Source organism: Streptomyces krungchingensis, assembly GCF_054729265.1.
On sequence record NZ_JBPUKY010000001.1, the window covers coordinates 6,695,820 to 6,718,748 of the forward strand.

Annotated in this window: 18 protein-coding genes and 1 pseudogene; 9 read left to right on the plus strand and 10 right to left on the minus strand. The window is 71.8% G+C overall.

Annotation, left to right across the window (positions count from 1 at the left end; genetic code table 11):
- Nucleotides 1–56: 56 nt before the first annotated feature.
- Nucleotides 57–1,724, minus strand: a complete 1,668-nt coding sequence (locus ACSYGO_RS29525) for a fumarate hydratase (RefSeq protein WP_426680113.1) — start codon at nucleotides 1,722–1,724, stop codon at nucleotides 57–59.
- A gap of 165 nt (nucleotides 1,725–1,889) precedes the next feature.
- On the opposite strand from ACSYGO_RS29525, the gene ACSYGO_RS29530 reads away from it, so the two are divergent.
- Both ACSYGO_RS29530 and ACSYGO_RS29535 read left to right on the plus strand, forming a co-directional pair.
- Nucleotides 1,890–2,642, plus strand: a complete 753-nt coding sequence (locus ACSYGO_RS29530; RefSeq protein WP_426680112.1) for a DUF1707 SHOCT-like domain-containing protein — start codon at nucleotides 1,890–1,892, stop codon at nucleotides 2,640–2,642.
- Between the two features lie 199 nt (nucleotides 2,643–2,841).
- Entirely contained in the window at nucleotides 2,842–3,219 is a 378-nt protein-coding gene (locus tag ACSYGO_RS29535; protein ID WP_095936405.1) for a WhiB family transcriptional regulator, read from the plus strand.
- 234 nt (nucleotides 3,220–3,453) lie between these two features.
- On the opposite strand, the gene glpX is transcribed toward ACSYGO_RS29535, so the two are convergent.
- Entirely contained in the window at nucleotides 3,454–4,485 is a 1,032-nt protein-coding gene (glpX, locus tag ACSYGO_RS29540; protein WP_426680111.1) for a class II fructose-bisphosphatase, read from the minus strand.
- Nucleotides 4,486–4,610: 125 nt separating this feature from the next.
- On the opposite strand from glpX, the gene ACSYGO_RS29545 reads away from it, so the two are divergent.
- Nucleotides 4,611–5,129, plus strand: a complete 519-nt coding sequence (locus ACSYGO_RS29545) for a DUF4245 domain-containing protein (RefSeq protein WP_426680110.1) — start codon at nucleotides 4,611–4,613, stop codon at nucleotides 5,127–5,129.
- 104 nt (nucleotides 5,130–5,233) lie between these two features.
- Here the strand turns inward: ACSYGO_RS29545 and ACSYGO_RS29550 are convergent, their stop codons facing one another.
- From ACSYGO_RS29550 to ACSYGO_RS29565, 4 genes are all read right to left on the minus strand, one after another.
- Nucleotides 5,234–5,824 carry a malonic semialdehyde reductase gene (locus ACSYGO_RS29550; protein ID WP_432174153.1) on the minus strand — a complete coding sequence of 197 codons (591 nt, stop codon included), beginning with the start codon at nucleotides 5,822–5,824 and terminating at the stop codon, nucleotides 5,234–5,236.
- Nucleotides 5,825–6,188: 364 nt separating this feature from the next.
- Complete coding sequence (locus ACSYGO_RS29555) at nucleotides 6,189–6,428, minus strand: exodeoxyribonuclease VII small subunit (protein WP_432174154.1); 240 nt, start codon at nucleotides 6,426–6,428, stop codon at nucleotides 6,189–6,191.
- A 9-nt stretch (nucleotides 6,429–6,437) separates the two neighbouring features.
- Nucleotides 6,438–7,646, minus strand: coding sequence for an exodeoxyribonuclease VII large subunit (gene xseA, locus ACSYGO_RS29560; RefSeq protein WP_460388269.1), 1,209 nt, complete (start codon nucleotides 7,644–7,646; stop codon nucleotides 6,438–6,440).
- Between the two features lie 452 nt (nucleotides 7,647–8,098).
- Nucleotides 8,099–9,523 carry an APC family permease gene (locus ACSYGO_RS29565; protein ID WP_460388271.1) on the minus strand — a complete coding sequence of 475 codons (1,425 nt, stop codon included), beginning with the start codon at nucleotides 9,521–9,523 and terminating at the stop codon, nucleotides 8,099–8,101.
- A gap of 95 nt (nucleotides 9,524–9,618) precedes the next feature.
- Between ACSYGO_RS29565 and ACSYGO_RS29570 the strand changes: the two genes are divergently transcribed.
- Nucleotides 9,619–10,635 carry a 4-hydroxy-3-methylbut-2-enyl diphosphate reductase gene (locus ACSYGO_RS29570; RefSeq protein WP_460388273.1) on the plus strand — a complete coding sequence of 339 codons (1,017 nt, stop codon included), beginning with the start codon at nucleotides 9,619–9,621 and terminating at the stop codon, nucleotides 10,633–10,635.
- Between the two features lie 29 nt (nucleotides 10,636–10,664).
- Nucleotides 10,665–11,415, plus strand: a pseudogene (gene ppgK / locus ACSYGO_RS29575) (polyphosphate--glucose phosphotransferase).
- A gap of 396 nt (nucleotides 11,416–11,811) precedes the next feature.
- Here the strand turns inward: ppgK and ACSYGO_RS29580 are convergent.
- Nucleotides 11,812–12,321, minus strand: coding sequence for a DUF6542 domain-containing protein (locus ACSYGO_RS29580; protein WP_460388275.1), 510 nt, complete (start codon nucleotides 12,319–12,321; stop codon nucleotides 11,812–11,814).
- A gap of 269 nt (nucleotides 12,322–12,590) precedes the next feature.
- Between ACSYGO_RS29580 and ychF the strand changes: the two genes are divergently transcribed.
- Entirely contained in the window at nucleotides 12,591–13,679 is a 1,089-nt protein-coding gene (ychF, locus tag ACSYGO_RS29585; protein WP_426680100.1) for a redox-regulated ATPase YchF, read from the plus strand.
- A gap of 241 nt (nucleotides 13,680–13,920) precedes the next feature.
- Nucleotides 13,921–15,339 carry an ATP-binding protein gene (locus ACSYGO_RS29590; protein WP_426680099.1) on the plus strand — a complete coding sequence of 473 codons (1,419 nt, stop codon included), beginning with the start codon at nucleotides 13,921–13,923 and terminating at the stop codon, nucleotides 15,337–15,339.
- Between the two features lie 69 nt (nucleotides 15,340–15,408).
- Here ACSYGO_RS29590 and ACSYGO_RS29595 read toward each other — a convergent pair whose 3' ends face one another.
- Nucleotides 15,409–15,990, minus strand: a complete 582-nt coding sequence (locus ACSYGO_RS29595; protein WP_435228084.1) for a Uma2 family endonuclease — start codon at nucleotides 15,988–15,990, stop codon at nucleotides 15,409–15,411.
- 195 nt (nucleotides 15,991–16,185) lie between these two features.
- Between ACSYGO_RS29595 and ACSYGO_RS29600 the strand changes: the two genes are divergently transcribed.
- Nucleotides 16,186–18,474 (plus strand): DEAD/DEAH box helicase, encoded by a 2,289-nt coding sequence (locus ACSYGO_RS29600; RefSeq protein WP_460388278.1) that lies wholly within the window; start codon nucleotides 16,186–16,188, stop codon nucleotides 18,472–18,474.
- Between the two features lie 78 nt (nucleotides 18,475–18,552).
- On the opposite strand, the gene ACSYGO_RS29605 is transcribed toward ACSYGO_RS29600, so the two are convergent.
- On the minus strand, nucleotides 18,553–19,632 hold the full coding sequence (locus tag ACSYGO_RS29605; RefSeq protein ID WP_460388280.1) for an SMP-30/gluconolactonase/LRE family protein: 1,080 nt from the start codon (nucleotides 19,630–19,632) through the stop codon (nucleotides 18,553–18,555).
- 191 nt (nucleotides 19,633–19,823) lie between these two features.
- Between ACSYGO_RS29605 and ACSYGO_RS29610 the strand changes: the two genes are divergently transcribed.
- A complete protein-coding gene (locus ACSYGO_RS29610; protein WP_426680095.1) occupies nucleotides 19,824–20,264 on the plus strand; it encodes a MarR family winged helix-turn-helix transcriptional regulator in 441 nt (146 codons plus the stop codon).
- 57 nt (nucleotides 20,265–20,321) lie between these two features.
- On the opposite strand, the gene ACSYGO_RS29615 is transcribed toward ACSYGO_RS29610, so the two are convergent.
- Nucleotides 20,322–22,919 (minus strand): glycosyl hydrolase family 65 protein, encoded by a 2,598-nt coding sequence (locus tag ACSYGO_RS29615; RefSeq protein ID WP_460388282.1) that lies wholly within the window; start codon nucleotides 22,917–22,919, stop codon nucleotides 20,322–20,324.
- Nucleotides 22,920–22,929 lie beyond the last annotated feature (10 nt).

Below are 22,929 nucleotides of genomic sequence, written 5' to 3' on the forward strand. Positions count from 1 at the left end.
GCGAGTCCTTCATGACGCCGGAGGCGTCGCGCGTCCGTCGCGACGCCCGGGGCGTCCTACGCCAGGCCGGGGCCCCGGACCGGGATCGACGTGAACGTCGGCGCGGGCGCCGGGTCCTTGAAGAAGTCGTTGCCCTTGTCGTCGACCACGACGAACGCCGGGAAGTCCTCGACCTCGATCTTCCAGACGGCCTCCATGCCGAGCTCCTCGTACTCGACGACCTCGACCTTCTTGATGCAGTCCTGTGCCAGACGCGCGGCGGGACCGCCGATGGAGCCGAGGTAGAAGCCGCCGTGGCTGCCGCACGCGTCCGTGACCTGCTGGGACCGGTTGCCCTTGGCCAGCATCACCTTGGAGCCGCCCGCCGCCTGGAACTGCTCGACGTAGGAGTCCATGCGGCCGGCCGTCGTCGGGCCGAAGGAACCGGACGCGTAGCCCTCGGGCGTCTTGGCCGGGCCCGCGTAGTACACCGGGTGGTCCTTCAGGTACTGCGGCATCTCCTCACCCGCGTCGAGCCGCTCCTTGATCTTGGCGTGCGCGATGTCACGGGCCACGACGAGCGGACCGGAGAGCGAGAGCCGGGTCTTGACCGGGTACTTGGTGAGCTCGGCGAGGATGTCGTCCATCGGCTGGTTGAGGTCGATGCGGACCACGTCCGACGACTCGTCCAGGTGCTCGTCGGTGGTGTCCGGCAGGAAGCGCGCCGGGTCGGTCTCCAGCTGCTCCAGGAACACGCCCTCGGCGGTGATCTTCGCGACGGCCTGGCGGTCGGCCGAGCAGGACACGGCGATCGCGACCGGGCAGGACGCGCCGTGCCGGGGCAGACGGACCACACGCACGTCGTGGCAGAAGTACTTGCCGCCGAACTGCGCGCCGATCCCGATCTTCTGCGTCAGCTCGAAGACCTTCTCCTCCAGCTCCTTGTCCCGGAAACCGTGCCCGAGCTCGGAACCCTCCGCCGGGATCTCGTCCAGGTAGTGGGCGGAGGCGTACTTCGCGGTCTTGAGCGCGTACTCGGCGCTGGTGCCGCCGACGACGATCGCCAGGTGGTACGGCGGGCAGGCCGCCGTGCCGAGCGAGCGGATCTTCTCCTCCAGGAACTTCATCATGGAGCCCTCGTTGAGGACCGCCTTCGTCTCCTGGTAGAGGAACGACTTGTTGGCGCTGCCGCCGCCCTTGGCCATGAAGAGGAACTTGTAGGCGCCGCCGTCGGTCGCGTACAGCTCGATCTGCGCCGGCAGGTTCGAGCCGGTGTTCTTCTCCTCCCACATGGTGAGCGGAGCCATCTGCGAATAGCGCAGGTTCAGGTTCTTGTACGCGTCGTAGATGCCGCGGGACAGGGCCGCCTCGTCGCCGCCCTCGGTGAGCACGTTCTGGCCGCGCTTGCCCATGACGATGGCGGTGCCGGTGTCCTGGCACATGGGCAGGACGCCCGCCGCCGCGATGTTCGCGTTCTTCAGCAGGTCCAGCGCGACGAACTTGTCGTTGGCCGACGCCTCGGGGTCGTCGATGATCCGGCGCAGCTGGGCGAGGTGGGCGGGCCGCAGGTAGTGCTGGATGTCGTGGATGGCCTCTTCGGCGAGCTTGCGCAGCGCCTCCGGCTCGACCTTGAGGAACGTGCGCCCGTCGGCCTCGAAGGTGGAGACACCCTCGGAGGTCACCAGCCGATAGGGGGTGGTGTCCTCTCCCATGGGGAGCAGATCGGTGTACGCGAACTCAGGCATCTCGCCCATTCCTCACTCGACAGACAGCGGCGTGCCTCCATTGGCAGCGCCCACCAGCCTAGAACCTGGCCCGGACGGTGAGCTTGTGAGGTAGGGCTCAGTTGCCGGCCCAAGAGTCGTCCACACCCCTAGTCGCGATCTATCGCGTTTGGGTACGCTGCTGCCGTGGACCTTCACAAGCGCCCCGACCCGACCGCCCCGACGGCGGCGAAGCCGACCGTGGCCACGGCCGTGCAGCCGTCCGAGCTCCGTGCCTCCGACGCCGACCGCGACCGGATCGCCGACATCCTGCGCGAGGCGCTCGCCGAAGGGCGCCTGACCGCCGAGGAGCACGCCGAGCGGGTGGAGGGCGTGCTCGCCACCAAGACCGTGGGCGAGCTCGACCGCTTCGTCCAGGACCTGCCCGCCGCCCACGCGGCCCGGGCGAACGCGGCGTACACCTCGGCGCCCAACCGCCCGGCCGCGGGCGCGATCCCGGTCGAGGCCGACGAGAACGTGGTGGCGGTCTTCAGCGCCGCGGTCCGCAAGGGCCGCTGGCGCGCCGGCCGCCGTATCCACGTGTACTCGATCTTCGGCAGCGTCGAGATAGACCTCAGCGAGGCGATCTTCGAGTACCAGCAGGTCGTGATCAAGGCGATTTCCGTCTTCGGTCACGTGGAGGTCCGCGTCCCGGAGAATGTCTCGCTGCGCGGCAATGGCGGCGGCGTCCTGGGCAACTTCGAAGTGGACACGCTGGATTCGGGCGATCCTCACGCGCCGGTCGTCTATGTCGACGGATTCGCCGTGCTGGGAAATGTCGAGGCACGGCCCAGGCGCGGCAAGCTCGTCGCGGACATTCTCGACCGCGTGACCAGCCGCGTGAGCGAGCGAGTGGCGGACCGCGTCGACAGGGGTTTGCGCAAGCACCTGGACCGTTGACGCTTGTGAATTCAACGGCGTCGGCCGCGTATTGGTCCAGTCCCAACGGCCGTGCCGCGCACGAGAATTCCAGGGCTTCGGAACTCAGTGCATAGGCACGCGCACAGCGGGTAGGCCTTGCTGCATCGTCTCTTGGAGGGCGCCGTGGGACTTTCCGCGGCGCCCGGCACGCTCGCGAAGCCGTCGTCAGGAGTAGACCGTGCTGCAACCGCCGCATCAGTCCCTGCAGGTAGCTGCCGTTCCGGCCCCGCGGGCGCCCGTGCGGGACAGGGATCAGGAAGCGCCATGGCACACGGAGGCCGTGTGCCGCCGAGACGAGGCCGGCCTGTTCTTCGCCCCCTCCAAGGAGCCCACCGCTGCCCGCCTCTCGCGTGAGGAGGCGGCCAAGCGAGTCTGTGCCCGCTGCCCGGTGATGGTCGAGTGTCGCGAACACGCGCTGCTGCAACCCGAGCCCTACGGCGTGTGGGGTGGCCTCACCGCCGCCGAGCGCCGTGTGGTGCTCGCCCGGCGTCGCCGCCGCGACCTCGAACTGAAGAAGGCCGCGCGCGCGACGGGGAGGATAGCGGCCGCCGGTTAGCCGGGGCCGTGACCGGGTGGCTCGCCCTTGCGGGTCCGGAGCCGCCCGCCCGGTCCGTCGGACGCGAAAGAGGGCGCCCTCCCCGCACGGAGGGCGCCCTCTTTCACATCTGTACGACCGCTTACGGCGGGCCCGCGGACCCGCCTTCACCCGCTGCCCGTGCGACCGCCCGGTCGCGTCCGCACAGCTGGTTCGAGCACCGGGGCGGCGCCGGTCACCCGACGCCGCCGGCGCTCACTTGGCCCGGTCGAAGTCGATCGCGCTGTACGCGCGCAGCTTGCTCAGCCGGTGCTCGGAGTTGATCTGGCGGACGGTGCCGGACTTGGAGCGCATGACGATCGAATCGGTCGTCGCCGTCTCGGAGCGGTAGCGCACCCCGCGCAGCAGCTCGCCGTCGGTGATGCCGGTCGCGACGAAGAACACGTTCTCGCCGGAGACCAGGTCACCGGTGGTCAGCACGCGGTCGAGGTCGTGACCGGCGTCGATGGCGCGCTGCCGCTCGTCCTCGTCCTTGGGCCACAGCTTGCCCTGGATGGTGCCGCCCAGGCACTTGACCGCACAGGCCGAGATGATGCCCTCGGGCGTGCCGCCGATGCCGAGCAGCAGGTCGATGCCGGTGCCCTCGCGCAGGGCCAGGATCGAGCCGGCGACATCGCCGTCGGAGATCAGCTTGATGCGGGCGCCGGTCTCCCGGATCTCCTTGATGATCCCCTCGTGGCGGGGGCGGTCGAGGATGACGACCGTGACGTCCTCGGGCGTGACCCGCTTGGCCTTGGCGACCCGCCGGATGTTCACCGAGACGGGCGCGTTGATGTCGACGAAGTCGGCGGCCTCGGGGCCGGTCACCAGCTTGTCCATGTAGAAGACCGCGGACGGGTCGAACATGGTGCCGCGGTCGGCGGCGGCGAGCACCGCGATCGCGTTGGTCATGCCCTTGGCGGTGAGCGTGGTCCCGTCGATCGGGTCGACGGCGATGTCGCACTCGGGCCCGGTCCCGTCGCCGACGCGCTCCCCGTTGAAGAGCATCGGGGCCTCGTCCTTCTCACCCTCACCGATGACGACGACGCCGTTCATCGAGACGGTGGAGACGAGGGTCCGCATGGCCCGGACGGCGGCGCCGTCGGCGCCGTTCTTGTCGCCGCGGCCGACCCAGCGGCCCGCGGCCATGGCGGCGGCTTCGGTGACCCGGACCAGTTCCAGGGCGAGGTTTCGGTCCGGGGCCTCGGAAGGGACCTCGAGTTCGGACGGCAGATGATGCTCGGTCATCGGAGCGCACCTTTCTGATACGACGACGGCCGGATGAGGGTGTGTCCCGACTCTATCGTTAGGCAGACAAAATGAGCAGGGGGCCCCACGGATGAGCAGGCCAGGGCACCTGCGACGATAGGTACGTGGCAGGTATGAAAGGCAAGCAGTCGGTCCGGGACATGCTCATCTCCCTGGGCCTCATCGGGCTCATGGCGGGCATCATCTACATCTTCATCCCGCACGACGACTCCGAGCCTCCTCTCAAGCGTGTCGACTACCGTGTCGAGCTGCTGACGGCGCGCCGTGCGGCGAGCTATCCCGTGGCGGCGCCCGAGGGCCTGCCCCGGACGTGGAAGGCGACGTCGGTGCGCTACGACGGCTCCGAGTTCGACGCCTGGCACCTGGGCTTCCACGACCCCGACGGTCAGTACGTGGCGGTCGAGCAGTCCACTCAGAAGCCCGCCGTGTTCATCGAGACGGCCAGCCAGGGCGCCGAGCAGACCAAGAGCACCCAGCGCATCGGCGACCAGACCTGGGAGCGCTACGAGGGCGACCACTACGACGCGCTCGTGCTGAGGGGCAAGGGCTCCACGACCGTGGTGACGGGGACGGCGTCGTTCGACCGGCTGACGAAGATGGCGCAGTCGCTCGCCACTTCCTGAGCCCCGTTCCGCGCGCCGTACGCACCGAGACAGCAGAAGGGCCCCCGAGTGCCGGGGGCCCTTCTCGTGCGCGTACGGGGCCGGTGTACGCGCCCTGCGTGCGATCAGACGGTCGTGATGACCTGGTCGAGCTCCAGGCGCGGGGAGCGCGGGAACCAGGCGTCGTCGCCCGGGCGGCCGATGTTGACGACCATCAGCGGGGTGTGGTCGTCGTCCAGGAACTCCTTCTGGACGCCGGCGAAGTCGAAGCCGGTCATCGGGCCGGCGGCGAGGCCGGCGGCGCGGACGCCGATGATGAAGTACGCGGCCTGCAGGGCGGCGTTCAGCGCGGCGGCACCCTCACGGGCCGGACGCTCGGAGAAGAAGACGTCCTTGGCGGCCGGGAAGTGCGGGAAGAGGGTCGGCAGCTCCTCGTGGAACTCGTTGTCCGCGGAGAGGATCGCGACGAGCGGGGCGGTGGCCGTCTTCGGCTGGTTGCCCTCGGCCATGTGCTGCACGAGGCGCTCGCGGGCCTCGGGGGAGCGGACCAGGGTGATGCGCAGCGGCGACTGGTTGAAGGCGGTCGGGCCGTACTTGACCAGGTCGTAGATCGCCTGCACCTGCTCGTCGGTCACCGGCTCGTCGGTGAACGTGTTCGCGGTACGGGCCTCGCGGAACAGCAGGTCCTGTGCGGTGGGGTCAAGAACGAGGGACATCGAAAACCTTCTCGGTACGTGCGGTCGATCCGGGGGGATCTTCTTGCAGCACCGACAGTACGACTTGGAGGTTTAAGTTTCAACCAAAAGCGGGGCGTGGTGATCCGCTTCACACGCCATGAAGTGATGAAACAGGGCCTGACCTGGGCGGCGAGGCGCGCGGACCGCGACAGTGGCGGTGCCGACGGCCCTCGTCAGAGGGTGCCGATCGCGACGACGAGGCGCGCCGCCCGTGACCGTGACGCGGCGCCGGTCGTGGCGGCGACACACGTCGACGGTGAACGCGATGGCGGGTGACGGCACGCCGACCGGCATCGTCCATGACCGGGCACGCCGACGAACCCCAAGGATCCGTCGGCGTCGGTCACTCGGAGTCGGCGGCGGCGTCCTCCTCTTCCGCTTCCTCCTCGGCCAGTGCCGCGTCCAGGCGCGCCCGTGCGCCCTCGAGCCAGCGCCGGCACACCTTCGCCAGCTCCTCGCCCCGCTCCCACAGGGCGAGGGACTCCTCCAGGGTCGTACCGCCGGCCTCAAGGCGGCGTACGACCTCGATGAGCTCGTCCCGCGCCTGCTCGTACCCGAGCGCCTCGTCCACCTTGCTGGTCATCCGCCCACCCTATGCATCGACTCGAACCGTGAATTCACCCTCGGCGACCCGCGCGCGCAGCGTCTCGTCCGCCGCGACCTCCTCCGGGTCACGCACCACGTGACCGTCGGCCTTCTGCAGCACCGCGTACCCGCGCTGGAGGGTGGCGGCGGGGGAGAGGGCCACCACGCGCGCGTGCGTGTGCGTCAGCTCGGAGTCGGCCCGGTCCAGGAGGTGGCCGAGAGTGCGCCGCCCGCGGTCCAGCAGGGAGGCGACGTGGTCCGCCCGCTCCTCGACCATCCGGTGCGGGTCCTCTATCGACGGCCGGGCCAGCGCGTGCGCCAGGCCGCGCTCCTCGCGATCGATGAGGGACGCCACACAGCGCCGCGCCCGGTCCCGCAGGAACCGCACCCGCTCGTACTCCTCGCCGACGTCCGGCACGACCTTCTTGGCGGCGTCCGTCGGGGTCGATGCGCGCAGGTCGGCCACATAGTCGAGGAGAGGGGTGTCGGGTTCGTGCCCGATCGCCGACACGACGGGCGTACGGCACGCCGCCACGGCCCGTACGAGCTGCTCGTCCGAGAACGGCAGCAGATCCTCCACGCTGCCGCCGCCCCGCGCCACGATGATCACGTCTACGTCGTCCATTGCGTCCAGGTCCTTCACGGCCTGCACCACCTGCGGCACCGCGTGCACGCCCTGCACGGCGACATTGCGGACCTCGAAGCGGACGGCGGGCCAGCGGTGCCGCGCGTTCTCCAGGACGTCGCGCTCGGCCGCGGAGGCGCGCCCGCACACCAGCCCGACGAGCTGCGGCAGGAAGGGCAGGGGCTTCTTGCGCTCGGGCGCGAACAGCCCCTCGCCGGCCAGGGACTTCTTCAACTGCTCCAGCCGGGCGAGAAGTTCGCCCACGCCCACCGGCCTTATCTCGGCGGCCCGCAGCGACAGCTGCCCCCGCGGCGCGTACCACTCCGGCTTCGCGTGTACGACGACACGGGCGCCCTCGCTCACCACGTCGGCGACGGCGTCGAACACCTGCCGATAACAGGTCACACTCACGGAGATGTCGTGCGACGGGTCGCGCAGCGTCAGAAACACGACGCCCGCCCCCGGGCGCCGCGACAACTGGGTGATCTGCCCCTCGACCCACACGGCGCCGAGCCGGTCGATCCATCCCCCGATGAGCCGCGACACCTCTCCGACGGGCAGCGGAGCGTCCGCGGACGTGTTGAGAGCCATGCGCCCGAGCGTAACGGCCACCACCGACAGCGCCCCCGGTATCCCCGCCGGCAGCGCCCGCCACCGGGAACCCCCGCCCCGACCATCGGCCGCCGCCCAGCGGCATCATCCCTGGACCGCACCCCTCCACCACCCGCGGTCGCCCTCTCACGGAAGGGGCCGTGCCGGTGCATCACATGCCCGTTGCGGACGGCAACACGAACCCACCGCACTGATCCACCGGACCACACGACGGCTGCAACGGGCGGATCACCGGCACGGACCCGACCCACCCACCGGACAGACGGCGCGGCCCACCCACCGGACCGGCGGCGACCCACCGGACGACACGACGGCTGCAACGGGCGGATCACCGGCACGGACCCGACCCACCCACCGGACCAGAGGCGAGGCCCACCCACCGGACCGCCGGACCTCCCGTCGGCCCAGGCGCTGGCGCCGGAGCCGGCCCGTCACGGCCGACCGGGCGAACCGTCCGAGGCCCCCCTGAGCGAGCCCGGCGCGACGGGAGCCCCCGGCTCCGCGCGCCCCCGCTGCGCGAGCAGGACGACCAGCCCCACCCCCAGCCAGACCGCCCCCACCACCTGCGCCGTCCCCGACGCCTCGACGATCACCGCGACGGTGACCGCCGCCCCGACGACCGGCACGAGGACGTGCCGCCACCACACCACGGGCCCGCCCCGGCGGCGTACCGCGAACCAGCCCACCACGCTCGCGTGCAGCAGCGTGAACGCGGTCAGCGCGCCGATGTCCACCACGGACACCAGCTTGTCCAGGCCGTCGTCGCGCCGCGCCGCCCAGACCGCGGCGACCAGCGTGATGACCGCGGCGCACAGCAGGGCCGGCCGCGGCCCACCCGAGTCCGTCCGGGCGAGGACCCGCGGCAGCCGCCGGTCACGGGCCATCGCGAAGAGGAGCCGGCCGGCCGCGGCCTGCCCCGCGAGCGCCGCGAACGCCGCCCCGATCGCCTTGCTCACGGCCACCACGTTGTGCAGCCACGTACCGACCGAGGAGTCCACGGCGTCGTAGAAGGCCGAACCCTGCTTCCCGGGATCGGCGGCCAGCTGCGCGGACGACAGCGGCTCCAGCAGCGCGACCAGATACGTCTGCGCGACGAACAGCGCGCCCGCCAGAGCGAGGCAGAACAGCACCGCGCGGGCCACCTTCTCCGAGCCGCCCGTGACCTCCTCGGCGAACGTGGCGATCGCGTCGAAGCCCAGGTACGACAGGACCGCGACCGAGACGGCGCCGACGACCGCCGACAGAGCGAACACCCCCTGTGCGCCGTCACCGGACAGCGGGGAGAGCCAGCCGCGATGGGCCCCGTCCCGCCCGAGCACCACCACCGCGGAGACGACGAACACGAGCAGGACCACGATCTCCATCGCGAGGACCAGGAACCCGACCCGGGCGGCCGTCCGCACGCCCCGCAGGTTCAGCGCCGTGGTGACGACCACGGCCAGCGCCGTCCACACCCACCGGGAGACCTCCGGGACCAGGGCGTTCATCGCGATCCCGGAGAAGAGGTAGGCCACCGCGGGGATGAGCAGATAGTCGAGCATCACCATCCACCCGGCGACGAATCCCGCGCTCCTGCCGAGCCCCGCGCGCGCGTAGGCGAACACGGACCCCGCCTGGGGGACCACACGCACCATCTGGGCGTAGCTGAACGCGGTGAACGCCATGGCGACCGTGGCGACGACGTAGACCAGCGCGACGGCGCCGTGCGACTTGGCGTCGAGGGTCCCGAAGACACCGACCGGCGCCATCGGCGCGATGAACAGCAGTCCGTAGACCACCAGATCGCGGAATCCGAGGCTGCGCCGCAGTCCCCGCTCGGCGCCGGCGGCGTCCGCGGCGGTCCGCGTGTCGGACATCGTCTCTCCCGAGGGTCGCGCCTGTCCCACCCCTCCCGGCTCCCCACCAGTCTCCCCAAGGAGGCGATCTCCGACCCGCCGGACGCGGCCTTACGATGGGGGGCATGTCTGCTTCGCCTGGCCGCCGTGTCCTGCTCGCCGCCCCCCGGGGCTACTGCGCGGGCGTGGACCGCGCCGTGATCGCCGTCGAGAAGGCCCTGGAGCAGTACGGGGCCCCGATCTACGTCCGCCACGAGATCGTCCACAACAAATACGTCGTGCAGACCCTGGAGAAGAAGGGCGCGATCTTCGTCGAGCAGACGGCGGAGGTCCCCGAGGGGTCCATCGTCATGTTCTCGGCGCACGGCGTCGCCCCCGTGGTCCACGAGGAGGCCGCGGCCGGCAAGCTCGCCACGATCGACGCGACCTGCCCCCTCGTCACCAAGGTGCACAAGGAAGCGGTCCGGTTCGCGAACGAGGACTTCGACATCCTCCTCATCGGGCACGAGGGCCACGAGGAGGTCATCGGCACCTCCGGTGAGGCGCCCGACCACATCACCCTCGTCGACGGCCCCGAGGACGTCGCCAAGGTCGAGGTCCGCGACCCGTCCAAGGTCGTCTGGCTGTCCCAGACCACGCTGTCGGTCGACGAGACCATGGAGACGGTCGACGCGCTCAAGGAAAAGTTCCCGCAGCTCATCTCCCCGCCCAGCGACGACATCTGCTACGCCACGCAGAACCGCCAGCTGGCCGTGAAGCAGATGGGCGCGGAAGCCGACCTCGTGATCGTCGTCGGCTCCCGGAACTCCTCCAACTCCAAGCGGCTCGTCGAGGTCGCCAAGCTCGCGGGCGCGCGCGACGCGTACCTCGTGGACTTCGCCGACGAGATCGACGAGGCCTGGCTGGACGGCGTGACCACGGTCGGTGTCACCTCGGGCGCGTCCGTCCCGGAGATCCTGGTCGAGCAGGTCCTGGAGCGGCTGTCGCAGCGCGGCTTCGAGGACGTGGAGCTCGTCAAGGCCGCCGAGGAGTCCATCACCTTCTCGCTGCCGAAGGAACTGCGCCGTGACCTGCGCGCGGAGGCGGCGGCCCTCGTGGAGCGGCGCACGGGCACCGGTCCCTCCGCGGAGTGACTGTCCGTCGTACGACGTAACGTAGAGCCATGCAGATCTTCGGCGTGGACATTGGCGGATCCGGCATCAAGGGCGCCCCTGTGGACCTTGACCGCGGGGACCTGGCGCAGGAGCGCTTCAAGGTGCTGACCCCGCATCCGGCGACACCGGACGCGGTGGCCGACGGCGTGAAGGAGGTCGTCGGCCACTTCGGCTGGACGGGCCCCGTCGGCATCACCTTCCCCGGCGTGGTCACCGGCGGTGCCACGATCCGTACGGCGGCCAATGTCGACAAGGGCTGGATCGACACCGACGCGCGGGCCCTCCTGGGCGAACGGCTGGGGGGGCCTCCCGGTGACCGTGCTGAACGACGCGGACGCGGCCGGCGTGGCCGAGATGCAGTTCGGCGCCGGGCGCGACCGCCAGGGCACGGTCATCCTCCTCACCTTCGGCACGGGCATCGGCAGTGCCCTCTTCATCGACGGCGACCTCGTCCCGAACACCGAGCTGGGCCACCTGGAGCTGGGCGGCCACGACGCGGAGAAGCGGGCCTCCACCAAGGTCAAGGAGGACCAGGACCTCTCCTGGGAGCGGTGGGCGCACCGCGTGCAGAAGTACCTCGCCCATGTGGAGATGCTGTTCTCCCCGGAGCTCTTCATCATCGGCGGCGGGGTCAGCCGCAAGGCGGACAAGTTCCTGCACCTGATCGAGGGGATCAAGGCGGAGCTCGTCCCGGCGCAGCTGCAGAACAACGCGGGGATCGTGGGGGCGGCGATGCGGGCGGCGAAGGCCGGCGGCTGACACCTTCCTGCGGCCGGCCCGGTCCGGCCCGGTCCGTGGCCGCGCGACGGCAGACCGGGGCCGAGGCGGTCGCCCGGAGAGCAGGCGGGGGATGGGGACCGGGTGTGCGCCCGCGTTCACGGTGGGCGGTGAGGGACTCCGACGGCGCCTGCGCCGGGTTCGGGTCGCCCGGGGGCGTCGGGGGACTCCGACCTGGCATGTGCCCGGGTTCATGGCGGTCGGAGAGCGACACGGACCGCGCATGCGCCCGGGTTCGGGGTCACCCAGAGGCGGTGAAGGGCTCCGCCGCGTACGACCGGGTTCGGGGTGGGCGGAGAGCGGCACGGACCGTACCTGCGTCCGGGTTCGCGGTGGGCCAAGAGGCCGGACCCGGCATGCGCTCGGGGCCCGGCGGGGTCAGACCGGGCGGCGGGCCGCCCGCCGCTGCGCCGCACGGCGGCTCATCAGCCGCACCTTGCGGAAGGTCACGATCAGACCCGCGACCAGCGTCCCCCCGTACAGCCAGCCCGCCTGGAGGGCCAGCGCGGTGACCAGGCCCATGAACCGGCCCCCGAGCCGGCCGCCGCTGTCGTCGGCGACGGGCAGCAGTCCGAAGGTGAAGGCGATGGGGACGACGACGGGTGCCGTCGCCAGGTCCCCCCGCCGTACCCATACCGCGGTCAGCGCGCACACCGGCAGGAACAGCACCCCGTACACCACCATCGACGCCCCGAACAGCAACTGGTCGAGGCAGGCCAGCGCGAACATCGTCACGCCACAGAACAGCCCGGTGCCCAGCCCTGTGAGCCGGGGGTTCGGCAGGCGTCGCGCCGCGGGGGCCCGGGGCGGCGGGGGCCGTCGCACCACGGGCGCGGTCCGCCGGACCGCGTCGGCCCCGCCACGCCCCGTCTGCGCCGGAACGGGCATGCCGCGCCGCGGCCTGTACTGAGGGGGACGCGTCCTGTGTTGCTCCACTGGACCAACTTAGGTCGGTTTATGTGCCGAATGGCCCCACAGACACGCCGATGAGAAGAGCTTGGCCAAGCGTTCGATACGCCGCCGGTCCGGGCCCCCGGCACGCCGTAGACTGGTGGATCGGCCCGCGCATCGCCACGTCGGTCATGTCAGCCAGGAGGTCCGGGGCCACGCGGCCCGGTCCGCACTCCACACCATCCTCACGTACGGGAAGTCGCAACGTGTCGCTCACGATCGGAATCGTCGGTCTGCCCAATGTCGGCAAGTCGACCCTGTTCAACGCCCTGACCAAGAACGACGTGCTCGCGGCCAACTACCCGTTCGCCACGATCGAGCCCAACGTGGGCGTGGTCGGCGTCCCGGACACCCGGCTCACGAAGTTGGCCGAGATCTTCGCCTCGCAGCGCGTCCTCCCGGCGACCGTCGACTTCGTCGACATCGCCGGCATCGTGCGCGGCGCCTCCGAGGGCGAGGGCCTGGGCAACAAGTTCCTCGCGAACATCCGCGAGTCGGACGCGATCTGCCAGGTCATCCGCGCCTTCAAGGACGAGAACGTCGTCCACGTGGACGGCAAGGTCTCCCCCAAGGACGACATCGAGACGATCAACACCGAGCTGATCCTCGCGGACCTCCAGACGATCGAGAAGGTCCTGCCGCGCCTCCAGAAGGAGTCGCGCATCAAGAAGGACATCGCCCCCAAGGTCGCGGCCGTCGAGGCGGCGAAGGAGATCCTGGAGAAGGGCGACACGCTGTTCTCCGCGGGCATCGTCCAGGGCTCCGGCAACGAGGAGCTGCTGCACGACCTGCACCTGCTCACCACCAAGCCGTTCCTCTACGTCTTCAACGTGGACGAGGACGAACTGGTCGACGAGGACTTCAAGGCCGAGCAGCGCGCCCTGGTCGCCCCCGCCGAGGCGATCTTCCTCAACGCCAAGCTGGAGGCGGACCTCGCCGAGCTCGACGAGGAGGACGCCATGGAGCTGCTGGAGTCCGTGGGCGCGGAGGAGCCGGGCCTCGCCACCCTCGCCCGGGTCGGCTTCAACACGCTCGGCCTCCAGACCTACCTGACGGCGGGCCCCAAGGAGTCCCGGGCCTGGACCATCAAGAAGGGCGCCACCGCCCCCGAGGCCGCCGGTGTCATCCACACCGACTTCCAGAAGGGCTTCATCAAGGCCGAGGTCATCTCCTTCGGGGACCTCGTGGAGACCGGCTCGGTCGCCGAGGCCCGCGCCAAGGGCAAGGCCCGCATGGAGGGCAAGGACTACGTCATGCAGGACGGCGACGTGGTGGAGTTCCGCTTCAACGTGTAGTGGCTGACGTATCACCACGTCGCTGGTCCGGCACATATCCAGCTCAGGTGGGGTCCGGCTCTTCGGAGTCGGGCCCTTGGCTTTTTTTCCGTGCTGGGATGGCTGCCCCCTCGTCACCTGTCATCGTCCCTGGTCATCCGTACCGTGCTGGGATTGTGGGGAACAGGGACTCGGGGGTCGGAGATGCTAACGTGAATGTTAGTAACATCATTGTTGGTGTCATCCGTGGAGGCCGGCGGACGTGGTGGATTTCGTAGGCCGTCGCCAGGAGCTGGCGACGCTGGAGCGAGAGCTGCAGAAGGTGGCGGCAGGGGTTGGCGGGGAGCGGCCCGGTCGATGCGTGATGTTGCGCGGGCGGCGCCGAGTGGGCAAGTCGCGACTGGTCGAGCGGTTTGCGGAGCGCTCCGGCGTCCCGTTCCTGTTCTACGCGGCGACGGGTGCGTCCCCCAGGGATGATCTGGCACGGCTGGCCCGGGACGCCCGAGCCTCGACGCTTCCGCTGGCGGGTCTGGTGGCCGCCGCGCGGCCGGAGAGCTGGGATGCCGCATTCGACGTGCTGGCTGCGGCGCTGCCCGCCGACCGGGCGAGCGTGCTGGTCATCGATGAAGTGCCGTACCTGATGGATACTGCCGGCGCCTTTGAGGGGATGCTGCAGCGGTCCTGGGATCGGATGCTGGAGACCAAGCCGGTGCTGCTGGTCCTCATCGGCTCCGATCTGTCGATGATGGAGGCGCTGAACAGCTACGGACGACCTTTCCATCAGCGCGGCCGGGAGATGGTGCTGGGACCGCTGAACCCCGCCGAGGTGGGGCAGATGCTTGGCCTGGATCCGGCGGAAGCCTTCGACGCCGCGCTGGTCACCGGCGGGCTGCCGCTGATCTGCGCGGAGTGGCCGCGCGGCGCGGGGCTGTGGGACTTCCTCGGTGAGGCGCTGAGTGACCCGGTTTCGGCCCTGCTGGTGTCGGCCGAGCGCTCGCTGGCTGCCGAATTCCCTCCGCAGGCCCAGGCGCGTACGGTGCTGGCGGCCATCGGAAGTGGCGAGCGGACCTTCACCAACATCGCCCGTGCAGCCGGTGGGATCGGCGCCACGCCGCTGCAGCGAGCCTTGGAGCTGCTCACGGGCAAACGAATTGTCGCTGGGGAACTGCCTGTATCGCTGCGTCCCTCGAAGGACCGCCGCTACCGGGTGACGGATCCCTACCTGCGGTTCTGGCTGCACCTGCTCGGCCCGTCCATGGAGGAGATCGAACGGGGGCGGGGCGATCTGACGCTGGCGCGGATCCGGGAGAGCTGGACCAGCTGGCGCGGCCGGGCCGTCGAGCCCCTTGTCCGCGAGGCTCTGGCGCGGATACTGCCCGATGACCGGCTGCCCGCGGCCCCCGCAGTGGGCGGCTACTGGAGCCGCACCAACGACGTCGAGATCGACATCGTCGGGGCGGATCGCGCCCCCATTGCCAAGGAGCTGCTCTTCGTCGGCTCCGTCAAGTGGCTGGAGCAGTCGCCCTTCGACCGGCACGACCTGGCAGCTCTCCACCGCCACCGCGCCGCCCTCACCGACGAACCTGTTCCCGTCGTGGCGGTCTCGCGCAGCGGAGTCGACTGTCCGGGCCTCGATGCCGCCTACGGCCCCGGCGATCTGCTGACCGCTTGGCCGCTGTGAGGGGCGGATGGCAGGTGAGGCACGGGAGTCGGTGAGATCCCGGCCTCCGCGTTCCGTCGACGCCGACCCCTACTTGCCCCTCGGCGGGGTGAGCTTGTCGAGGTCAAGGCTGATCTCGAAGGGCACGGGGCGCTCCAGGGCTCCCCGGAAGATGCCCGCGGGCGCGTAGCGGCCGGTCGGTCCGTCGAGTTCGTAGACGTGCACGACAGGTGCGCCGCTTTCATCCTCGATGCACCAATAGTGCGGGATGCCTGCCTCCGCGTACTTGCGGAGCTTGACGGTGCGGTCGCGGTGGGCGGACTCGGGGGAGACGACCTCGATGACGAGTCGTACTTCCTCCGGCGCGAACCAAGTGCGGTTGCCGTCGAAGTCGGCTGTCGTCACCAGCAGGTCCGGTTCCGGTCGATTGCGGTCGTCCAGCCTTATGGTCATCTCGCGGCTGACCCGGGTGTCCGAGGGGGCCTGTTCCATGAGGGCAAGCGTGAGCATGGTGACGAGGTGGCCGTGCCACCACCTCTGCGGCGACATCATGAAGACGAGTGCTCCGTCGATGAGCTCGGTGTGGCGGGGTGCCTCGGGGAGGCGGTCCAGGTCCTCCGCGAACCAGCCTTCCGCACGCGGTGGGCGCATCCAGTCGGGCAGTGCGGTCATGGTTCAACGGTAGCGACTCGGCGAGGGCCGGGCCACGAGATCGTCGACGGTGCGACCGAGCTGGGGCTGCCCGGGCGGGCGCGGGGACGGGGCCGGCCGGCGTCGCGCCCGTCCCCGCGGGACTGTCGGCGCCGCGTGGAAGGATGCGCGCATCGGTGCGTACGGAGCGGTGTGGGCGCAGGCGCGGGGGGTGTCATGGCGCGGGGCGAGGCGGAAGCGGCGGCGGGCGGCCCGCCGTCCGTCGGGCGCGCGGCGCGCGAGCTGCTCGCCGAGGGCGCGGGGCTGTACGAGGCCGCACGCACCGTCCTCGCCGACCACACCCGCGCCGTGGAGGCGGTGCGTACGGCCCTGGCGCCGCTCCGCGCCGAACTCGTCGCCCAGGAACTGGAGTCCATCCCGGTCTCACGGCTGAAGGACGTCACCGAGGGGCGACTGCGTCTCGCGGCCGTCGAGGCGGCCGGCCTCGGCTCGGTGCGCGCGGTGCACGAGGCGAGCCGCTACGAACTGCGGCAGATCCCGGGGGTCGGCGCCCAGACCGCCGACCAGGCGCTCGCCGCCGCCCGGCAGATCGCCCGCGCGGTCGAGGAGACCGTGTCCGTACGGATCGACGTGGACCACCCCGAGCCCCGCACCACCGCGCTGGTCATGGCCCTGGGCCGGCTGGTCGAGGCCGGGCCCGAGCTGCGCCGGGCGGTCGACGCGGCCCGGCGGCTCGACGGGCGGCTCGGGGTGCTGCTGCCCGCCGCCCGCCCCGCCGGCGGACGGCTCCGCATGGCCTTCGCGGGGCGCAGCCGGCGCCGGGACGCGCTCGCGGCCGTCGCCGAGATCCGCGAACTGGCCGCGGACGCCGCCGCCAGGGACGTACGCCTGCTGCTCGCGCAGGCCGCCACCGACCTGCTGCGCGAACCGGCCTCCGACATCGAGGCGTGGGTCGACTTCGAACTGCGCTCCACGGAGTACTACAGCCAGCTCGCCGAGATCTCCGACCGCCCCGGGGTAGCGGGGGACGTCGAGGCCGCCGAGGGCTTCCTGCCGTCCGCGATCGCCGAGCGCGTCCACGCGCAGCCGCTCGACGACACCCACCGCCGGGTCTCGCTGCGTGGTTACCAGTCCTTCGGAGCCCGGTTCGCGCTCGCGCAGCGCCGAGTCGTCCTCGGCGACGAGATGGGGCTGGGCAAGACCGTCCAGGCCGTCGCGGCGCTCGCCCATCTCGCGGGGCGGGGCGACAGCCACTTCCTGGTGGTGTGCCCGGCCAGCGTGCTGATCAACTGGACCAGGGAGATCCGCGCGCGCAGCACCCTGCGCGCGCTCCCGGTGCACGGCGCGGACCGGCAGGACGCGTACGCCGAGTGGCGGGAGACCGGCGGCGTCGCGATCACCACGTACGACGTGCTGCACACGCTGCCCGCTCCGGACGGCGCGGCGCCGGGCATGCTCGTCGTCGACGAGGCGCACTACGTGAAGAACCCGGACACCCGCCGCTCCCGGGCCGTCGCGGCCTGGACCGGCCGGTGCGACCGCGTCCTGTTCCTCACCGGCACACCGATGGAGAACCGCGTCGAGGAGTTCCGCACTCTCGTGCGCCACCTCCGCCCCGAGCTGCTGCCGGAGATCCACGGGAGCAGCGCGGCGGCGGGCCCGCACGCCTTCCGCCGTTCCGTCGCACCCGCCTATCTGCGCCGCAACCAGCAGGACGTGCTCACCGAACTCCCCGCGCTGCTGCACGTCGACGAGTGGGAGGAGTTCAGCGCGGCCGACCGGCAGGCGTACCGGGAGGCCGTCGAGGCGGGGAACTTCATGGCGATGCGCAGGGCGGCGTACGTGGACGCGGAGAGGTCCGCGAAGCTCCAGCGGCTGCGGGAGCTGGTCTCGGAGGCGGCGGGGAACGGGCTGAAGGTGGTCGTGTTCTCGTACTTCCGCGATGTGCTCGCCACCGTCCGGCAGGCTCTGGAGGAGGGCGCCGACGCGACCCCCGAGGAGTCCGGCCCCGACAGCGTGGCCGGTTCCGCGGCCCCGGGCGGCGGGCCGGGCCGGGAAGCCGACGGCGGTCGCGTGTTCGGGCCGGTCACCGGGAGCGTGCCCGCCGCCCGACGCCAGCGGCTCGTCGACGAGTTCGCGGCGACGGACGGGCACGCCGTACTGCTCTGCCAGATCGAGGCCGGCGGCGTCGGCCTCAATCTCCAGGCGGCGTCCGTGGTCGTGCTCTGCGAACCGCAGGTGAAGCCGACCCTGGAGCACCAGGCCGTGGCCCGTGCCCACCGCATGGGGCAGGTCCGTTCGGTCCAGGTGCACCGGCTGCTCGCCGCGGACAGCGTGGACGACCGGCTCCTGCACATCCTGCGCGACAAGGACCGCCTGTTCGACGCGTACGCCCGCCGTAGCGACACGGCGGAGGCGACCCCGGACGCGATCGACGTCTCGGACGGCGGGCTGGCCCGGCGCATCGTCGAGGAGGAACAGCGGCGGCTGGCCGCCGGAGGCTGAGTGCCCCTCACATCCCGTGCCCCTCAGATCCCGTGCACCCGGGCCCGGAGGCTGAGTGCCCCTCAGATCCCGTGCACTTCAGATCCCGTGCACCTGAGCCACGGTGAAGGGCGTCTCGGGTGTGCCCGGCCCCATCGGCCCGCCCTTGTCGAACTGGGAGCGGACGACGAGCGTGCGGCCGCGGTGGCGGACCAGGGTGGTCGGGATCTGGAGCGCCGGGTCCGTGACGCTCCGCTCCAGGCGGGCCGAGGTGCCGTCCGCCGAAAGGTGCCAGCGGCTGACGGTGTCGGTCCTGTTCTGGGCGGCCCACAGCGTGCCGCCCACGAGTTCCAGGCCGTCGCCGTTCACCAGGTCGCCCCCGTGCAGGGTGACCTGTCGTAGGGAACCGTCGACGAGGTCCACCCGGTGGAGGGCGCCCGCGGTCATGTCGACGACGAACAGGTGGCGGCCACGGGCGACGATGCCGTTCAGGGTGAAGGTGCCCGCGGGGTGGGGTGCCACGACGCCGCCGAGGTCGTACGCGGTGGTGAGTTCGCCGCGGCCGCCGCGCGCCACGGCGCGTGCCAGGTCGGCCGGGGTGACCCGATGGACGACCTCGCGCACGCTGTCCGTCAGGAACACGGTGCCGTCCGCTGCGATCGCCAGGTCGTTGACGAAGCGCGGCGCGTCGCCGGGCACGTCGAAACGGGCGAGCAGCGCGCGGGTCCGCAGGTCGTACACGTCGACGCCGGCGGTCGAGTCGGTCACCCAGAGGCGTCCCGCCGCGTCGGCCTTCAGCCCGTTGGCGGTGTTCCGGCCGTCCGCGCCGGCGGGCAGGAAGACGTCGGCGGTGCGGCGCCCGGGTGCCGCCCGGTACACGGCACCGGTGGTGTACGAGCCCACGTACAGGTCTCCGGTCCGCGGGTCGGCCGCGATGCCCTCGGGATAGACGCCGTCGCCGGGCAGCGCGAAGGCGGTGGAGACGCGAGCGGCGGCCGGGGCGGAGGCCCGGCGCGCGGAGGCCGCGGCCGGTGTGGCGACGGCGACCGCGGCCACGGTCGAGGCGGCGGCGGCCAGGAACGAACGGCGCGGCAGCGAGGAGGGCTGCCGGGAGGGGCTCTCCCGAAGTGCGTGACGGGTGTGGTCCAGGAGCGGAGGGTGCTGGATCGGACGGGACACGACGGTGCCTCTCGGTCGGCTTCTCGAATTCCACGGCACGGGCAAGGAGCAGGGAGCAAAGGGCGACGAGCATCTGGCGGTGAGCAACGCATGCGAATCTATGTTAGAGCTCTAATCATCGTCAATGTATTTATTGACGAGTGGATGCTCATCTTCGTTTCGCCTGTACGGTGCGCCGCTACCATGCGGAGATGACGTCCATGCCCGTGTCCGAGCGCCTCGGCTCCCACCTCAAGCGCGCCGAACAGGCTCTCAACGCGACCAAGACCGCGGTCCTCAAACCGGCGGGCGTGACCGTCGCCCAGTACTCGGCGCTGCTCCACCTCGGCGCCAACCCCGGCATCTCGGCAGCGGCCCTGGCCCGCCTGTGCGCGGTCACGCCCCCGACCATGAACACGGTCCTGAAGAACCTCCAGGACCGCGGGCTCATCGAGCGCACTCCGCACGAGTGGCACAAGAACGTGCTGGAGACCCGGCTCACGGAAGAGGGACGCTCGGTCCTGGCCGACGCGGACGCCCGCGCGGTGCGGGTCGAACGCGCCCTCGCCGCCGAGTTCACCGACGAGGAGCGCGCGACGCTCGTCGGACTCGTCGGCAGGTGCGTCGCACTCCTGGAGAAGGAACGCCCCTAGCCGGCCTGGGCTCCCTAGACCGCCTGGGCCCCCTTGGTTCAGGTCCCCGTTCCGCCGTCAGCGCCGGACGTCCAGTGCGGCGAGCCCCGCGGACCCCTGCACGCTCACGCGTACGTACCGGGCCGCGCCGCCGTCGGGCGCGTGCCAGGTCCGCCCGTCCGCCGAGACGTCGACACGGGCCGAAGCGGGCCGCGTCGTCCAGGTGGGCCGGACCGACCCGACCTGGGTCACGCGTCCGAGGTCGACCGTGAGGGAGGCCCGGTCGGTGTCCGGCGCCCACGCGGTCGCCGCGTTGCCGTCCACCGCCGCCTCCGGGTAGAGGCCGGGCTCCGACGAGGTGGCCGTCACCTTGCGGCAGCGGGCGAGGTCGGCGGTCGGGGCGAGGTCGGGACGGCGGGTCCTGAGGGTGGTGGTGCCGGTGAGCGTGCGGCGCCCTTCGGGCGTCTCCAGGGTGAAGGGGGCGCCGGAGCGCAGCCGGACGGTCGTGGTCCTGGGCCCGATGGCGACGTCGTACGTACGGCCGCGCCAGCGCAGGCCCGACAGGCGTACCCCGGCGGACAGTTGGGGCGGGAGCAGCGGATCGAGGCGCAGGGCGTCCTCGCGCAGCCGCAGCCCCGTCAGCCCGTGGGTGAAGATCTGGAGGAAGCCGCCCTTGCCGGTGAGGAAGTCCTGGGCCGGGGAGCCCGCGAGGGAGTCGCCCGCGCCCGCCTTGTCGCCGCGCGCCTCGGAGAAGAGGGCGAACGGGCCGCGGGCGAAGGGCCGGTAGGCGCGCTGGAGGAAGGTGTACGCGGCGCAGCCCGGTTCGCCGATCGCGGCCGCGTCGATCGCGTGCACCGAGTCGGTCATCGCGGGGCCGTCCGGATCGGTGCGCGCCGTGTAGTGGTCGAGGGTCGCGGACGCGGCGCCCTCGGGCATCGGCCACTCCAGCGGGTAGATCAGCAGAACGGTGTCCGCCTGCTTGATCCGTGACCCGTCGTACCCCGCGTACTGGAGGAAGATCCTGCGCTCCGGGTCGTACGGCATGCGCAGCCGGCCCGCGACCTCGGCCCACTCGGGGGCGGCGGGTGTGCCGAGGAGAGCCGCCGCGCGGGTCGCGGCGCGCAGGGCGGTGGCCGCGACGCCGTTCGTGTACACGCCGTCGTCGACGCCGTTGCTGTACTCGTCCGGCCCGGCGACCCCCTTGACGGAGTACGAGCCGTCGGTGTTCGCCGTGGCCCGCGAAGTCCAGTACTCCGCGAGGCCCTTGAGCAGCGGCCAGCCGTGCGTGCGCAGCCACGCGCGGTCGCCGGTCGCGAGGTAGTACTGCCAGACGGCCAGCGCGATGTCGCCCTGGAGGTGGTTCTGGGTGAGGCAGTGCGGCGGGTTCCAGCTCTGGCACTCGGTCCACAGCCGGCCGTGTCGCGCGCTCGTCCACGGATAGAACAGCCCCTGGACGGCGGTCCTGTGCGCGTTGTCGGCCGCCGCGCCGCGCGTGCGGTAGCGGTACTCGACCACGGGGCGGGCGAGTTCGGGCCGGGTGGCGAGCAGCGGCGGAAACATCCACGTCTCGGCGTCCCAGAAGACCATGCCCGCGTAGTTGTCGCTCGTCAGCCCGGCCGGTGCGACGCTGTCGCGGGCTCCGGCCCGCAGCGCGGACAGCAGGCCGTACTGCGCCGAACGCGTCCACAGCTGGATGTCCGGGTGGCCCGGCACCTCGATGTCCGCGCTCCACAACGCCCGCCAGGCCGCGGTGTGCGCCGCGACGAGCGCGTCCCAGCCGCGGTCCGCGGCGCGCAGTGAGGCCCTGCGGGCCGCGTCGCGGGGATCGTGCGCGGTGAGCGAGGTGTCGACGCCGACGTACTTGGTGACGTCGGCGGCGTGGCCCGCGCGGACCTGGAACGTCGCCGGCCGGTCCGCGCCGAGCGTGCCGTGTGCGGTGGCCCGCCGCGGGCGTCGGGGCGCGTCCAGCGTGGACACCACCGCGCCGTCCACCGCGGTGCCGTCCGCGCGGAACGTCACTCCCGTGGTGCGGCGGCCGGAGCGGACCATGCCCGTCTGCGTGAGACGCCGGGCCCCGCGGCCGTCGATGCGGTCGGTGACGGTGACCTCGCCGTCCCAGTGCGGGGTGAGGCGCAGGCGTACGGCCGCGGTGTGCGGGGAGTCCCGGGCGGTGAGCACGTCGTATGTCAGGTCGGTGCGGCGGCCGTCGGCGGTCGTCCAGGTCAGGGAGGTGCGGACGTATCCGCAGCGCAGGGAGAGGGCCTGGCGGTAGTGCGAGGTCCGGCTGCCCGCGCCGTACGTCTCGTCGCCGACGCGGATGTCGAGGCCCGTCCAGGTGGGCAGCGCCGCCAGTGCCTCGCGGCCGGCCGTGTTCTCCGGGCCCCGGGCGTAGAGCCCCGCCACGAACGCGCCGTCGTAGCGCGGGGTGTAGAGGGGCCAGCCCGTCCTCTCGCCGGTGGCCGCGTACCCGGTGCCGGCGGGCGGGACGCGGGCGCCGAGGTAGCCGTTCCCGACGTAGGGGTGGTGGCTGTCCGCGGGGTCGATCGTCGTCGCGGTGGGGGACCAGGCGGGATCACCCTCCGCGCAGCCCCGGGGCCCGTCGGCCGCGGACGCCGCGGGGACGGGCAGCAGCAGGGCGGCGGCGAGCAGCGGGACGAGGCGGCGCGGGGTGATCACCGTCCGACCA

Coding starts and splice junctions, on each gene's coding strand:
- ACSYGO_RS29525 (WP_426680113.1), bottom strand. CDS start 1,724: ATGCCTGAGTTCGCGTACACCGATCTGCTCCCCATGGGAGAGGACACC.
- glpX (WP_426680111.1), bottom strand. CDS start 4,485: ATGACCGAGCATCATCTGCCGTCCGAACTCGAGGTCCCTTCCGAGGCC.
- ACSYGO_RS29550 (WP_432174153.1), bottom strand. CDS start 5,824: ATGTCCCTCGTTCTTGACCCCACCGCACAGGACCTGCTGTTCCGCGAG.
- ACSYGO_RS29555 (WP_432174154.1), bottom strand. CDS start 6,428: ATGACCAGCAAGGTGGACGAGGCGCTCGGGTACGAGCAGGCGCGGGAC.
- xseA (WP_460388269.1), bottom strand. CDS start 7,646: ATGGCTCTCAACACGTCCGCGGACGCTCCGCTGCCCGTCGGAGAGGTG.
- ACSYGO_RS29565 (WP_460388271.1), bottom strand. CDS start 9,523: ATGTCCGACACGCGGACCGCCGCGGACGCCGCCGGCGCCGAGCGGGGA.
- ACSYGO_RS29570 (WP_460388273.1), top strand. CDS start 9,619: ATGGGGGGCATGTCTGCTTCGCCTGGCCGCCGTGTCCTGCTCGCCGCC.
- ACSYGO_RS29580 (WP_460388275.1), bottom strand. CDS start 12,321: ATGCCCGTTCCGGCGCAGACGGGGCGTGGCGGGGCCGACGCGGTCCGG.
- ACSYGO_RS29595 (WP_435228084.1), bottom strand. CDS start 15,990: ATGACCGCACTGCCCGACTGGATGCGCCCACCGCGTGCGGAAGGCTGG.
- ACSYGO_RS29600 (WP_460388278.1), top strand. CDS start 16,186: ATGGCGCGGGGCGAGGCGGAAGCGGCGGCGGGCGGCCCGCCGTCCGTC.
- ACSYGO_RS29610 (WP_426680095.1), top strand. CDS start 19,824: ATGACGTCCATGCCCGTGTCCGAGCGCCTCGGCTCCCACCTCAAGCGC.